This window comes from Actinomyces mediterranea (assembly GCF_900155595.1).
GTDB classification, from domain to species: domain Bacteria; phylum Actinomycetota; class Actinomycetes; order Actinomycetales; family Actinomycetaceae; genus Pauljensenia; species Pauljensenia mediterranea.
In genome coordinates this window covers 60520-74411 of sequence record NZ_FTPB01000004.1, presented here as the reverse complement: position 1 = coordinate 74411, position 13892 = coordinate 60520, and the positions used below count along the sequence as shown (strand labels likewise).

Annotated in this window: 11 protein-coding genes and 1 pseudogene; 7 read left to right on the top strand and 5 right to left on the bottom strand. The window is 60.5% G+C overall.

The features are described 5' to 3' along the window. Positions 1 to 52: 52 nt before the first annotated feature. The 3 genes from pgl to zwf are packed head-to-tail and all read right to left on the bottom strand — an operon-like array spanning position 53 to position 3395. Positions 53 to 859: a 6-phosphogluconolactonase gene (gene pgl, locus BQ7471_RS04305; protein WP_076464529.1), complete on the bottom strand. Its 807-nt coding sequence runs from the start codon at positions 857 to 859 to the stop codon at positions 53 to 55. Beyond that, the gene (locus BQ7471_RS04300) at positions 859 to 1815 is read right to left on the bottom strand and encodes a glucose-6-phosphate dehydrogenase assembly protein OpcA (RefSeq protein ID WP_076464527.1); all 957 of its coding nucleotides are present in this window, start codon (positions 1813 to 1815) and stop codon (positions 859 to 861) included. The genes pgl and BQ7471_RS04300 overlap by 1 nt, the downstream gene beginning before the upstream one ends. Next, on the bottom strand, positions 1812 to 3395 hold the full coding sequence (gene zwf, locus BQ7471_RS04295; protein ID WP_407922679.1) for a glucose-6-phosphate dehydrogenase: 1584 nt from the start codon (positions 3393 to 3395) through the stop codon (positions 1812 to 1814). The genes BQ7471_RS04300 and zwf overlap by 4 nt, the downstream gene beginning before the upstream one ends. 218 nt (positions 3396 to 3613) lie before the next feature. Between zwf and gndA the strand changes: the two genes are divergently transcribed. After that, positions 3614 to 5080, top strand: coding sequence for an NADP-dependent phosphogluconate dehydrogenase (gene gndA, locus BQ7471_RS04290; RefSeq protein WP_076464526.1), 1467 nt, complete (start codon positions 3614 to 3616; stop codon positions 5078 to 5080). A gap of 443 nt (positions 5081 to 5523) precedes the next feature. Here gndA and BQ7471_RS04285 read toward each other — a convergent pair whose 3' ends face one another. Beyond that, positions 5524 to 6360 (bottom strand): Cof-type HAD-IIB family hydrolase, encoded by an 837-nt coding sequence (locus tag BQ7471_RS04285; RefSeq protein ID WP_076464524.1) that lies wholly within the window; start codon positions 6358 to 6360, stop codon positions 5524 to 5526. A 208-nt stretch (positions 6361 to 6568) separates the two neighbouring features. On the opposite strand from BQ7471_RS04285, the gene BQ7471_RS11480 reads away from it, so the two are divergent. From BQ7471_RS11480 to BQ7471_RS04260, 6 genes and pseudogenes are all read left to right on the top strand, one after another. Next, the gene (locus BQ7471_RS11480; protein WP_205408249.1) at positions 6569 to 6847 is read left to right on the top strand and encodes a PTS transporter subunit EIIB; all 279 of its coding nucleotides are present in this window, start codon (positions 6569 to 6571) and stop codon (positions 6845 to 6847) included. After that, entirely contained in the window at positions 6801 to 8441 is a 1641-nt protein-coding gene (locus BQ7471_RS04280) for a glucose PTS transporter subunit IIA (protein ID WP_205408248.1), read from the top strand. The genes BQ7471_RS11480 and BQ7471_RS04280 overlap by 47 nt, the downstream gene beginning before the upstream one ends. Before the next feature lie 32 nt (positions 8442 to 8473). Continuing rightward, positions 8474 to 9880, top strand: coding sequence for a glycoside hydrolase family 1 protein (locus BQ7471_RS04275; RefSeq protein WP_076464523.1), 1407 nt, complete (start codon positions 8474 to 8476; stop codon positions 9878 to 9880). Positions 9881 to 9933: 53 nt separating this feature from the next. Beyond that, positions 9934 to 10776 carry a PRD domain-containing protein gene (locus tag BQ7471_RS04270; protein ID WP_076464521.1) on the top strand — a complete coding sequence of 281 codons (843 nt, stop codon included), beginning with the start codon at positions 9934 to 9936 and terminating at the stop codon, positions 10774 to 10776. A 174-nt stretch (positions 10777 to 10950) separates the two neighbouring features. Continuing rightward, positions 10951 to 11558 (top strand): annotated as a pseudogene (locus tag BQ7471_RS11630) (DDE-type integrase/transposase/recombinase); the annotation flags it as partial. 7 nt (positions 11559 to 11565) lie between these two features. Next, positions 11566 to 11766: an integrase core domain-containing protein gene (locus tag BQ7471_RS04260; RefSeq protein WP_076464518.1), complete on the top strand. Its 201-nt coding sequence runs from the start codon at positions 11566 to 11568 to the stop codon at positions 11764 to 11766. A 227-nt stretch (positions 11767 to 11993) separates the two neighbouring features. On the opposite strand, the gene BQ7471_RS04255 is transcribed toward BQ7471_RS04260, so the two are convergent. After that, positions 11994 to 13892: an SIR2 family protein gene (locus tag BQ7471_RS04255; protein ID WP_076464517.1), complete on the bottom strand. Its 1899-nt coding sequence runs from the start codon at positions 13890 to 13892 to the stop codon at positions 11994 to 11996.

The following is a 13892-nucleotide window of genomic DNA, read 5'->3' as shown; positions in this document are numbered from 1 at the left end:
GAATACATCCATTATCCGACGCCGGAGTGCTGCCCGCGCCCTCAACGACGGATCAGCCGCCCCACTCGGCCGCGGCGTCGGCGTCGACGTACCAAGTGGTGCGCTCCCCGCGCGCGCATGACGCAGGCGCTGTAACGGGATCGGGCGTTGCCAACCCGGCTCGAACGGCGTCGGCCTTCGCCCCTCCCGCAGCGACGAGCATAATGCGCCGCGCCCGCTGCAAGACGGTGAAGCTGAGGGAGACCCGAGTGCTCGGCGGCTTGGGCGAATCCTCGACGGCGACAACCGGCTCATCGGTTGCGAGCGCGGACGGATGCCCGGGGAAGAGTGAGCATACATGCGCATCCGACCCGACTCCCAGGTGGATGACATCGAATCGCCCGTCGTCGGGGCCCTCCTCATCCAGTTCACGGGAAAAGAGACGGGCCGCCGATTCCACGTTCTTCACCTCGTCAGGCCCCGCGAGCGCATGGATGTGCTCTGCCGGGATCCCCGCGCACGCGAGGCCGCTCACAAGCAGGTCGTTGCGATCAAGGTCGCCCGTGGGGACGAATCTTTCATCGCCGAACCATAGATGCACGGCGCGGGTATCGATGGTGGGCCCGCCCTCGCACAGGGCCTCGACGAGGGCACGCGCGACCGCTGCTCCCCCGCTTCCACCGGTGAGGCACAGGTGGGCGACTCCGCGCTGCGCGAGAGCGTCGGCGAGGGCGTCGAGCGTGTCTGCGACGAGGGCGCGCGCCGCCTCGTCGAGGCCGACATAGACCCGCACGTCGGGGACGGGCGCGGCGAGGGCGCCGCGGATGATCGCCTCGACGGCGCCTTGTTCGCCGTGCACCCCGGTGTCCCCGCCCGTCATTATTCCTCCGACTGCGCGTCGTCGAAGCAGGTCGGGCACCCGTGGGAGTCGGCGAATAGGGCGAGTATCTCTTCGAAGACGGGGTCGGGGCTGAGGCGGCGCAGTTCCTCGTCGAGCGTGGTCACAGGTTCGCGCCGGGCCATCGTGACGACCCTCCTCCCCTGCCCATCGGGACCGGTGATCGACACGCGCTCCTGATCGAGGCGCGCAATGATGATCCGTCCGAAGGAGCCGTCGACGGTGATCTCCCTGATCCCGGAGAAACCATCGGAGTCGACGATGCCGACGGGGACAGCGAGGCGCGAGCCGAGCCATTGCGCCATGAGCGCGAGGGATGCATTGCCCGGTTCACCAGCGACTGTGATGTGTCCGATGGCTCCACCCGTCGCGTAGGGGCTGAGAACGGAGGCGATCATCGCCCGCCACAGGGTGATGCGCGTCCACGCCAGATCGATGTCGCCGTGGCGCATCCCCGGGGCCAGGGCGGCGAGCGCGCCAACCGGGTCGGTCAGGGCGGGCGTGTTTGTGATCCTCGTGCCCGCGAGCGCCCCGAGGGGACTGGAGGAGGGCACCGAAGGGGGGATCGCCGGCCACCAGGCGACGACGGGGATGTCGGGGAGAATGAAGGGGACGACCAGGGTGTCGGTGTGGGCTGCGACCTCGCCCGTTGCGCGAAGTACGAGGGTCTCTCCGGCACCCGTATCTCCACCGGTTCGGATCTGCGCGTCCATTCCCCCGCCCGCTGCACCGTTCTCCCGCGGGTCGGCGATGACGGCGATGATGCGGCACGGGTGGTCCCGGCTCGCCCCGTGAGCCGCAGTGAGCGCCTCCTCAAGGGCATCTGCGTCGGTGTCGATGATGAGGGTGAGTACGCGCGAACCCCCAGAGACGCTCTCGTCGCCGAGGAGGCGCGCCGCCACCTCGTCAGTGGTCGTGTCCGTCAGTGTGGTGATCATGACCGCCTCCAGGAGCGTCCATCGCGTGCGAGCAACTCGTGGGCGGAGTCGGGGCCCCATGAACCGGGCCGGTATCCCTCGGGAGCACCCGCGGCCTCCCAGTGGGCGATGACGGGGTCGAGGATACTCCACGACAGGTCGACCTCGCGCTGGTGGGGGAACAGCGGCGCGTCACCGAGGAGGGCATCGAGGATGAGCCGCTCGTATGCCTCGGGCGACTCCTCGTTGAAGGAGGACCCGTAGCCGAAGTCGACTGATACATCGCGCAACTGCATCTGCGCGCCCGGCACCTTCGAGGCGAGGCGCACCGTCATGCCCTCATGCGGTTGGATGCGCAAAACGACGGCATTCGCCCCCAGGTCGAAGGTCGACGCCGAATCGTAGGGCAAGAAAGGCGGTTTTTTGAAGACGACTGCGACCTCGGTGACTCTCCTGGCCAGGCGCTTGCCCGCGCGCAGGTAGAAGGGCACTCCCGCCCAGCGTCGGTTCTCGATCTGCAAGCGCAGCGCCGCGAAGGTCTCGGTGGTCGACTCGGCGGGCACGCCCTCCTCATCGAGGTATCCGAGGACGGGGCGCCCGCCCTGGTAGCCGCTGGAGTAGCGGCCCCGCGCCGTCGTCGCATCGAGATCGAGGACGCCGTAGCGCTCCAGGCGGACCGCCGCGAGGAGCTTCTCCTTCTCCGAACGCACGGCGCTCGCCTCCATCGAGGTCGGCTCTTCCATTGCGGTGAGAGCGAGGAGTTGGAGCAGATGGTTCTGGATGACATCGCGCGCGGCACCGATCGTGTCGAAGTAACCGGCGCGCGTTCCGATGCCGATGTCCTCGGCCATGGTGATCTGCACATGGTCGACGTAGCGCTGGTTCCACACGGGTTCGAGGATCGTATTCGCAAAACGCAGGGCGAGGATGTTCTGGACGGTTTCTTTGCCCAGATAGTGGTCGACGCGGAATACGTCGTCGGGGTCGACGATCCTGGAGATGAGGTCGTCGAGTTCGCGGGCGGAGTTCCGGTCGTGACCGAAGGGCTTCTCAATGATGACGCGCCTCCAGGCGCCCGGCGTCTTCTCGATGAGCCCCGAATCGGCGATCCGCTCGGTGACGGCGGGGAACCAGCCCGGCGGGATCGACAGGTAGAACGCACGGTTCCCGCGAGTCCCCCGCACCTGGTCGATGGCGGATACGACGTCGGTGAGGCGCGCGTAGGCGGAGTCGTCCGTGAAGGAGGAGAACTCGACGAAGCGCATCCCCGCTGCAAGTTGGTCCCAAATGGAGTCGCGCCACGGGGTCCTCGCCCCGGCCGTCGCGGCTCGGCGCACGTAGTCGCGCATGTCGTCGTCTCTCCACTCGCGTCTGCCCACTCCGACGAGGCTGAACGAGGGGGATAACAGCCCCCGGTTGGCGAGGTCGTAGATCGCGGGCAGGAGCTTCTTGCGGGCGAGGTCGCCGGTGAGTCCGAACATGACGAGGACGCACGGGTCTGCGATCCGCGGCAGGCGCAGGTCACGCGCATCCAACAGCGGATTGGCCGAGTCGGTACGGCCCGTCGTTGCGCCGTTCAACTGGTCGATCGGTTCATGCACGCCAATCCTCCTTCGATGAGTCACAGCATCGCACTGGATCGGCTCAACTATAGGCGCGCTGCGCCGCTGTCTCTCGACGAAGGATCGGGCGCGCCGAATCGGCCCGAATCATGGGATGGGCCGCGCTTTGCGGGGCCTCAGCGGCGAGACGGCGATAGGCTGGCCCGGTTCGCGGTTTCGCACCGCCCGCGCGGGCGACCAGGAAGGGATGACTCAGTATGACCATCGCGTCTTCGACTCCTCCAACGGCAGACGTCGGCGTCTACGGCCTGGGGGTGATGGGGGCGAATCTGGCGCGCAATCTCGCACGCCACGGACATTGTGTCGCCGTGTACAACCGCACTCCCGCGCGTACGCAGCGCCTTATCGCCGCCCACGGCGACGAGGGCGCCTTCGTGCCCGCCGACGACCTCGAATCCTTCGTCGCATCGCTGCGCGCCCCCCGCGTCGTCATCATCATGGTGCAGGCGGGGTCGGCGACCGAGGCCGTCATCGATCAGCTCTCCCCTGTGCTCGACCCCGGCGACATCATCGTCGACGCGGGGAATACTTTCTACCGCGATACCCAGCGCCGCGAGGAGGCTCTGCGAGAGAGGGGCATCCACTTCGTCGGAATGGGCGTGTCCGGCGGTGAAGAGGGGGCGCTGCTCGGCCCGTCGATCATGCCGGGGGGAACCGCGGCCTCCTACGATCGGCTCGGCCCGATGCTCGAATCGATCTCCGCGCATGTCGACGCAGTGCCCTGCTGCACCCGCGTCGGCCCCGACGGCGCGGGCCACTTCGTGAAGATGGTTCACAACGGCATCGAATACGCTGACATGCAGCTCATCGCCGAGGCCTATGACCTGTTGCGCCACGCAGCGGGATTGGGCGTCGCCGAGATCGCGGAGGTCTTCGCCTCGTGGAAGGATTCCGAGCTGGACTCCTACCTCATCGATATCACGACCGAGGTGCTCCGCAGGGTCGATCCCGCAACGGGCCTGCCCTTCGTCGATGTCGTCGTGGATGCCGCGGGCCAGAAGGGCACGGGCACGTGGACCTCGCAGACCGCCCTCGACTTGGGTGTCGCAGTTCCCGCGATCGTTGAGGCAACCTTCGCCCGTGCCGTGTCGTCCTCGTCGGCGCAAAGAGACGCGGTGCGCTCAGCGGATATCGATCCAGGGCTCTCCCCCATCGCCCTCGCCGATCTGGGCGCATTCGTTGATGCCGTCAAGCAGGCGCTCTACGGGTCGAAGATCGCCGCCTACGCGCAGGGCTTCCATGAGATCGCCGCCGCGAGCGACCTCAACGGCTGGGATATCGATTTGGGCGCGATGGCGCGGATTTGGCGCGGTGGATGCATTATCCGAGCCCGTTTCCTCGATGACATCACCCGGGCCTACGAGGCTGACCCGGAGTTGGGCTCGCTCCTGGCGGCGCCGGTGTTCTCTTCGGCACTGTCGGCCGCACTGCCCTCGTGGCGCGAGGTCGTCGCGACTGCGGCGCGCGCAGGCGTTCCCATCCCCGCGTTCGCGTCCTCTCTGGCCTATGTGGATCAGTTGCGCGCCGAGCGTCTACCCGCCGCCCTCATTCAGGGCCAGCGTGATTTCTTCGGGTCTCACACCTACCACCGCGTCGACGATCCCGACGGCGTCTACCACGTGTTGTGGGCGCAGGAGGGGCGTGCTGAGGAGAAGTGGGATTGAGAAGTCCGTCCTCAGTCCGCTCGGGGCTCCCATCGCCCGCCCACCGTAGAGCGGGGAGTGGCTCCTATGGGCTCCTGATCGACGATGATCGAGACGGTCAGACCGGACAGGGAATCGACGTCGGGGCTGGGCGAGGAGTTGAGGATGCCCTGGACGAAGGCAGTGTGTGTGTCGAATTGAGCTGACGCGTCGCCTCGGCGGCGATGGTGTCGTGGACGAGGGGAAGACTTCGCTGAGCCGTAGACCCCGGTCGACGGTGAATCTGTATTTGGGGATGTCAACGTCAGCGTTCTTGAGGTTGTTCTCGCGGGCTCCGCGGACGCTGATGCGGCTCAGTCTATTGGGCAGGTGGAAGATTCACGCACATCCGGGGCTGCGATGGATGAGGGACAGCACGTGGTTGTGGAGGAATCCCTCCCAGCATCCGGCTCCACGTCGTGCGGTCACATCGTCAACCCGAGTTGCTCGAATGCCTTGGCTAGGCCGTCGTCCGCAACGTCTGCTGTCACCATGTCAGCGACCGCTTTGACTTCGTCACTTGCATTCCCCATTGCGACTGCGTACGAACATGCTTCGAACATGGGCAAGTCAATAGGGGCATCTCCGAACGCGACGGTAACGGACCGGTCGGCTCCCAGATGGTCGAGCAGGATGTCGACCGACCGTGCTTTGTCGATCGCGGGCAGCCCTAAGTCACCGAAGAGAGCACTCGCTCCCCTTCCACCCCATGTACCCGCAGCGAGATCCGAGAAAGTCTTCGCCGATTCGAGATGATCGTCGAAGGAATTGAGGATGAAGCTGATCTTGTTGACATCGTCGCGTACCAAGTCGGCGCCGAAGATCATGTCCGGGAATACATCGCGCACGCGCAGGATGGAGGCTCCAACTTCTCCCTTGCCTGCGGCATAGGAACGTATGACTGGCTCTCCCACGGTTTCAAAAGACGGACTCTCATATAGACCGGAGTTGGCTTCGAGGTAAAATTCGCAGCCACGTTCATTGAGCCAGTCGACTACTGCCCGGCATTGTTCGCCGCTGAGTGTTTGATGAAAGACCACATGATCGTCGTGCTCGATATAGGAGCCGTTGCCTCCGATCATGCCGTCTATCCCGATGTCCCAGATCTCGGGATAGATCTCGGCACGGCTGCGCCCCGTGCTGAGGAAGACCTGATGACCTGCGTCACGTGCCGCACGGATCGCCGTGATCGCTGAGGAGGGCAGAACATTGTCATAATCCACCAGGGTGCCATCCACGTCAACGAAGATGATGCGCTCCATGATTCCCCCGCTCGGACAGACCCTTCCGTACTGTTGCATCCGCGAAGAACCCTTGCGTCGATCGCTGATGATCCTCTAGCATCGTAACTGGAGTCACTGACTTCAACAGGGTTGTTACTCTCCCTCTGAGTTGAGGCAAAACCTGGGTCGCGTACCGCGGCCCGGGCTTTTTTATGCCCGGAGTAGTTCGATCAAGGAGGATTCGAACATGGCCGTTGACTACGACGAACTCGCCGACGAAATCGTCGGCGGAGTGGGAGGAACGGACAACATCCGGTCCGTCACTCACTGTGCAACCCGTTTGCGCATGATTCTGCGTGATGAGGACAAGGTAGACGTCGATGCGGTGAATGCAGCTGACGGCGTCATCACGGTCGTGAAGGCCGGCGGACAGTTCCAGGTGGTCATCGGGGACAACGTGCCATTGGTATTCCGAACGGGTGAATCAGATAGTCGGAGGCGGCACCGCCGACGATACCGCAGATGAGGGCCCCAAAGGCAGTGTGCTCAATCGGTTCATCAAGCTGGTCAGCGGCATTCTGCAACCGATCTTGTGGCCGCTGTCGGGTGCAGGTCTGTTCAAGGCCTTTCTGACTCTGTTCGTCACACTCGGATGGTTGGATGATACGACCACCGGCTACGAAGTACTGAATGCAGCCTCCGATTCATTGATCTACTTCCTGCCGATGCTCCTCGCCTTCACCGCCGCCAACTACTTCAAGGCCAACCCATTCACTGCGGTGACGATCGGAGGCGCCCTCGTCTATCCCAGCATCGTCGACATGGCATCTGCCACGGAGTCGCTCACCTTCTTCGGGATACCTCTGGTGATGATGAACTACACGAGTTCTGTGATCCCGATCATCGTGGCGGTGTGGATGCAGTCTTACCTCGAAGGTTTCACCAAGCGTGTTTTGCCTGCGGCGATCCGGAATTTCACGGTTCCACTGATCTCAATGGTGGTCATGGTGCCTCTCGTCCTGCTGACCGTCGGCCCGCTGAGCACCATGCTGTCGAACGGGATTGCCGGGGGCGTTACCTGGATGTTCGAGGTGGCACCCTGGCTTGCCGGAGCGTTCCTTGGCGGACTGTGGCAGGTTCTCGTCCTATTCGGTCTTCACTGGGGCCTCGTGCCGATCATCATCCTTCAATTGGCCGACAACGGCTTCTCGATTATGACCGGCCCGCTGTTGTGCGCTGTGCTGGCTCAAGCAGCCGCCACCCTCGCTGTGGCGGTGCGCACGAAGGATCCCGATACCCGCCGCTTGGCCGGACCGGCAGCCTTGTCCGGCTTCCTCGCAGGAATCACCGAACCGGCGATCTACGGGGTGAACCTGCCGCGCAGACTGCCCTTGTACTTCGGCATTGTCGGAGGCGCCATTGGCGGTATCCTCGCCGGCGCGGCAGGCGGGGGCACGACGGCCTTCGTCTTCCCATCTGTGGTAGGCATTCCCGCATACCTCGGTTCAGCAAATGTGCCACTCCTCTTCATCGGCGTAGCACTCTCGATCGCAGTTTCCTTCACTCTCACGTTCTTCTTCGGCGTTAAGGACACCCCCGGCGTCATTGAGACGGCAGATGATGCCGACACTGCTGCTCCATCGCCCGTCGGCGTACAAACAGGCGCCGAAGTGATGGTTGGCGCACCCATGAGCGGCAGTCTCGTTCCCCTCTCAGATGTCGCTGACCCGGTGTTCGCATCGGGCAAGATGGGAGCCGGAGTGGGCATCGCACCTTCAGATGGCACAGTGATCGCGCCCATTTCGGGAAAGGTTGTCGTAGCCATGGGTTCTGGCCATGCTTATGGCATCCGAAGCGACGACGGGGTCGAAGTGCTGGTGCATGTCGGAATCGACACAGTGAATATGAAGGGTGAGGGTTTCAGCTCGCGGGTCGCCAAGGGTGATCGGGTTGAGAAGGGGCAGGTGCTGGCGGAGGTCGACCTCGCCACCATCGAGAAAGCGGGGTATTCGACCACCACCATTCTCCTCGTCACCAATACCGCTGCACAACAGGATGTCCAGCCGACAAGCGGCAATCACATCGCTGCCGGTGACGCCGCACTCGTCGTCACGCGCTGACCGAACAGGACATTGAGAGAAAGAAGAGACACATGACAACCGGATTCCCCGATGGATTCCTCTGGGGCGGCGCTGTTGCCGCGAACCAACTCGAAGGCGCTTACCTCAGCGACGGGAAGCTGCCATCCATCCAAGATGTCATGCCCAGAGGCTTGATGAATCCCCCCACCGACGAGCCCACGCCGGACAACCTGAAACTCAACGGCATCGATTTCTACAATCGTTACCCGAGCGATCTGGCTCTGTTCGAAGAGATGGGGTTCAACGTCTTCAGATTCTCGATCGCCTGGAGCCGTATTTTCCCCAATGGTGACGAGGACGCTCCCAATGAACAGGGCCTGGAGTACTACGACCGGCTGATCAATGAGACGATCGCACGAGGCATGACTCCCCTCGTGACCATCAGCCACTACGAGACCCCTCTGCATCTGGCGAAGACCTATGATGGATGGGTCAACCGCGACATGATTGGTTTCTACGAGCGCTACGCCCGCATCCTATTCGAGCGCTTCGGCGACAGGGTGAAGTACTGGCTGACCTTCAACGAAATCAACGCCGTACTGCACGCGCCGCTTCTTGCCGGAGGGATCTGGACTCCGAAGGAGGAACTGAGTTCACAAGACCTGTATCAGGCGATCCACCATGAGTTGGTGGCATCCGCTTCAGTGACGAAGATTGCTCATGACATCGATCCTGAGATCAAAGTCGGGTGCATGATCCTCGCGATGCCCGCCTACCCATTGACTCCGGCGCCAGCCGATGTCTGGGAGGCGTGGAAGCTGGAACACGACAATCTCGCGTTCGGCGACGTTCATTGTCGGGGCAGCTATCCCGGATACTACTTGCGCAAGCTGCGTGAGCAAGGCGTGCAACTCGACATTACCGATGAGGATCGCGAGATTATGACTCACACCGTTGATTTCGTATCGTTCAGCTACTACATGAGCGTGTGCGCGAGCGCAGATCCGAATGTCCAACCCGGCATGGGAAATATCATGGCGGGCGTACCGAATCCCCATCTGGATTCGTCTGAATGGGGTTGGCAGATCGATCCCCAAGGGCTGAGACTCGTTCTCAACCAATACTGGGAGCGGTGGCAGAAACCATTGTTCATCGTTGAGAATGGGCTCGGCGCCAAAGACGAGTTGGTCGAAGTCGATGGTGAATTGACGGTCGTTGACGACTATCGGATCGATTACTTGAAGGATCACCTGCGAGCAGTACGTGAAGCCATTGAGGATGGGGTCAACCTGCTCGGCTACACCTGGTGGGGTCCGATCGATGTGGTGAGTGCTTCCACTGCTCAGCTGTCGAAGCGGTATGGGTTTATCTACGTCGACCGCAACGACGACGGATCAGGAACCTTGGAGCGCTACCGGAAGAAATCGTTCAAGGCGTTCGCCGAGATCATTGCGTCGAATGGCGCAACACTCGGTTGAACACAGTCAGCAGACTCAACGCTATCTGAGTTCATCGGTAAGGAGGGGATCATGTGAAGATTCTGACCGTCTTCAACAACAATGTCGTCCCAGCCACCGATGAGCTCGGACGCGAGGTGGTTCTCACCGGCCGCGGAGTGGGCTTTAAGTTGCGCGGCGGAGACGAGGTGAATGAGGCTCTGGTGGTTCGCAGATTCGTGCCGACTGACAACGCCGATGCGGTCGGCGCGCTGCTTGCCGATATCCCTCCTGAGCGGTTGACAATGGTCATCGAGCTTTTCAGCGATGCAGTGCGAGAGCTGGGGTCCGACGTTCCACCTTTGGCGATCATCGCTGCCGCAGACCATATCCATCAAGCCATTGAAAGAATCATTCAAGGTCACGAGATGGAGTATCCGCTTCGCTCTGAAGTAGCGCATCTGCACCCCGAAGAGTTGCGTGTGGCGGAGGAACTGGTAACCAGGATCAGCTCAGCCAGCGGCATTGAGATCCCCTCCGGTGAAGCCACGGCCCTCGCCATGCATCTGTTCCATGCAACCACCGGAAGCTCGTCGATGGCCGAGACCTATCGGCAGTCGCGTCTCATCAGGCAAATCTTTGAATTGCTGAGTGAGGCGTACGGCGATGCCTTCGATGCTGATTCGGTGGACGCCGCACGCTTCGCCGCACATCTGCGCTATTTCTTCACGCGCGCTAAGGACGGTCGACAGTTCTCCCAAGAAATGGGGAAGATCGGGTCGACTCTACGTGACCAGTATCCGACTGCCTACCAACTCGCGGAACGCATCCGAGCATTGTTAGAGTTGCGCTTGAATCATCCTATTTCCGAGGATGAAGTCATTTACCTCACCATTCACGTGGCACGACTGGAAGAAGGAATGAAGCGGGATCGTTGACCTGACGATCAGCACTGAAGTGTTCTGGGTTTTGTTCTGGGGTTAGGGCGCAACGGGTGCTGCGTTGTGTTGGTGATTGTAGGCGGCTTCGACTTCTGCGGAGGTGCGGTAGCCTAGGGCTTGGTGAAGACGCGTGGTGTTCCACTAGTGAACCCAGCCCATTGGGGCGATCTCGACGGCCTCGTGCGACGCCGGTTCGCGGCCGACGCTGCCAACCAAATTGTGGCTCGCAGACATCTCCGAGCACTCCACCGGCGAAGGCAAGATCTACCTATGTGCCATCAACGACGTGTACTCCGGGTGGATCGTCGGCTCCTCGATCGACTCGCATATAAAAGCCCGTCTGGCGGTTCACGCTCTAGACAATGCTGTTACTCGACACCGCATTGAAAGGGCAAACGGTTGACGGCTGCGTGCTGCATTCGGACAGGGGTAACCAGTTTCGATCAAGGAAACTACAGCACGCGACCACCCGTCACCACACGGTTGGAGCCATCGGCAGAGTCGGCGCTGGCGGTGACAACACGGCAATGGAATCCTTCTTCAACCTCCTGCAGAAGAATGTCCTGGACCGCCGCCAGTGGACCAGCCGCGAAGACCTACGTATCGCGATCACCACCTGGATCAAACGCACCCACCACCGACACCGCAAGCACAACCACCTCACACACTTAACCCCACCGAACACGAAAAGATCACAACCACAACAACCCACCAAACTACATACCCACTATCACCCAAATCTGCAGCAGACCCAAAGGACGCGTTGCGACATGCTATGATAACGCCGTGGCTGAATCGTTTTTCGCAACCCTTAAAGTTGAATTCTATTATCAACAACAGCATGCCGGAGGGATTGATACGAAACACGAGATTGGCGAATGGATTCGCTTCTACAATGAGACCCGATTCCACTCCGCGCTCGGCTACCTCCCCCCAGCCAAGGCCTGGGCCAACCGAACCAACACGAACTGGGCCTTCGCGACCTGACAACAACAAGGAACACCACAAACACTGTCCAGAAACTTGACAGCACATCCCCCACCCCACGCTCAAGTCCGAAGAGCCCCCAAAACCCACCCAAGAGGTCCAAGTCAGGTCAGGAGTCGGGTGCGAGGCATCGGATTCGGCTTCCGCTACCGCACCCGCCTGTACTACTCGCACCACATCAGTGCCAGAGAATATCGAGCCACCATGAGACTTGCTTGGCGGTAAGTTTAATCGTTCAGGTGGGAGCCAAAACGACTCTCAAGTTTCCGGAACGATCGTTGGAGGTTCCAGCTCTCCACCTCACCGGATAGACATCGGATCTTGCGCCACTGGCGCTTGGCTCTGTCATCATCTGGGGGGAGCAGCCAAAGAATAGCGATTCGCGCCTTTATCTCATTTAGCGTATTCCCGTTCTGGTGGGCGATGATGACTGATTCCTGTAGGCCTTGAATGGCGTCTGTAGCATGAGCCTTTACAATAGAATAGTCCCGCTGAAAAATGCTCTGAGCGCTGACGTCGCCCGCCAGTCTGGCGATCTCGTTTCCAGAGTTCTTGTGGATAGCGTCTCCCGTCAGTCTAAACAAGTATTTAGAGGCACCGACCAGCGAACTGAAGTTACCGTCGCGATACGCTCGGGAGTAGATGGTATTGAGGTACCTGATAAGTCGAGCCTTCAGGAGATGCTTCAAAGCGGGGGACTGCGAGCACAGGCCCACGTATAATGCCGCCTCGCGGATCCTTGCTTCGTCTAGAGTTCTCCTCGTTGCAGGGCGGATTCTCCGACTGAACAATGTTAAAATGAGGGACCCGCGGAGAATGTCTGTCCGAAATCGCGTCATCACGAGCAGCAGTATCGTCAAGTCGAGGAAGTCTCGTGACGTACCCAGTCCCGTGGGGATCTCCATCTGGAACGATGAAGTGATCTGAATGCGGGCGTTTGTGGCTGCGTCTATTCTCGCCGCTGAAAGGAGCGGTAGTTTGCGACTAACGCGAAGTAGGGTTCGCGCTCGTCTGCGGTACGTGGAAAATTTGGCCTTCTCTCGTGCCATATTCATTGCCGTCTCATGGAGTTTAAGAGATGCCTCAGGATCAAGACTGAGGTCATCGCATTGTGCGAGCAATTCGTTCGATAAGTGCCAGGCGTCATTGCATCTACCCTGGCTTTCCAGCAGTCGTAACCAGAATAGGTCCTCACAAACGGGAAGTTGAGGCACACTCTTGCTGAGCGCTTCGAGTACAGTCTTGATGTTTCCTGTGCTATCCCCTAGATGAGGCTCAGGGGAATCTGGAAACACTTCCCCCCATAGATCGGGGAAGACTTCGCTAGGATATTTGTCGATTAGTTTTGCATTGCAAGATTTGGCGTTGGCAAAAGTTTTTTCTGCTACTGGCCCACCGTTACCGAATCGGTCAAACCAGTATGGTTGTAGGTTTGGGGCGCTTGGGATGGCAGAACGAATCTGTGGGAAGTAGTCAACGTCCCTTCCACTGTAGCCCACAAAGCAGATGGCAGAAGACTTCATGTGTTGAGCGATGTACGAACACCACTTGGGATTGAAGGAAGTGATGTCTGCCATGGTTGTATGAAGACTGCTAGTACTGAATAGTCCTGTGATAGGGTCACTAATACTTCCGTGCACTTTACAGATGAGCACGGTGCCCGACTCAACAGTAGAGGGAGGGTCATCTTTGGGTAGCAATACGCGATAGGGGAGGTTAAAAGCATCGCAGGCTTGCTCGAACATCGTATCAAAGTTGGTTGTGAAAATCGGTTGGCCCGCGCGGCTGGAGTACTTGACGATCGTGAGGTGGACCAGGTTAGGTCTGCAGGTTACGCCTGTTGGCCAATGAGCTGGATGGAGAGACTTCCAGAATCCGAGGCATGAGTGGTCTCCGTCAAAGACATCTAAGAGGGTTCCATAGAATGCCTCAGGTTGGACGTCACGAATCAGCCACTCTCGATTGTCTGCGTTGGTCGATCGTGTGGGTAGGAAGTGTCTAATGCTAGCGTCAAGAATATCTTCGACTGAAGGCAGGCGCGAGGGCAGGCTGATTCCACTGCCCGCGAAATAGAAGATTTTGCCGGCTGTAAGGTCTTGCTGAAAGGAATGGAGGTTGTTTTTCAT

Bases quoted from the DNA above. Each gene is read 5' to 3' on its own strand.
- BQ7471_RS04285 (WP_076464524.1), bottom strand. From the start codon at position 6,360: ATGGAGCGCATCATCTTCGTTGACGTGGATGGCACCCTGGTGGATTAT.
- BQ7471_RS04300 (WP_076464527.1), bottom strand. From the start codon at position 1,815: ATGATCACCACACTGACGGACACGACCACTGACGAGGTGGCGGCGCGC.
- BQ7471_RS04255 (WP_076464517.1), bottom strand. From the start codon at position 13,892: ATGAAAAACAACCTCCATTCCTTTCAGCAAGACCTTACAGCCGGCAAA.
- pgl (WP_076464529.1), bottom strand. From the start codon at position 859: ATGACGGGCGGGGACACCGGGGTGCACGGCGAACAAGGCGCCGTCGAG.
- BQ7471_RS11480 (WP_205408249.1), top strand. From the start codon at position 6,569: ATGGCCGTTGACTACGACGAACTCGCCGACGAAATCGTCGGCGGAGTG.
- BQ7471_RS04275 (WP_076464523.1), top strand. From the start codon at position 8,474: ATGACAACCGGATTCCCCGATGGATTCCTCTGGGGCGGCGCTGTTGCC.
- gndA (WP_076464526.1), top strand. From the start codon at position 3,614: ATGACCATCGCGTCTTCGACTCCTCCAACGGCAGACGTCGGCGTCTAC.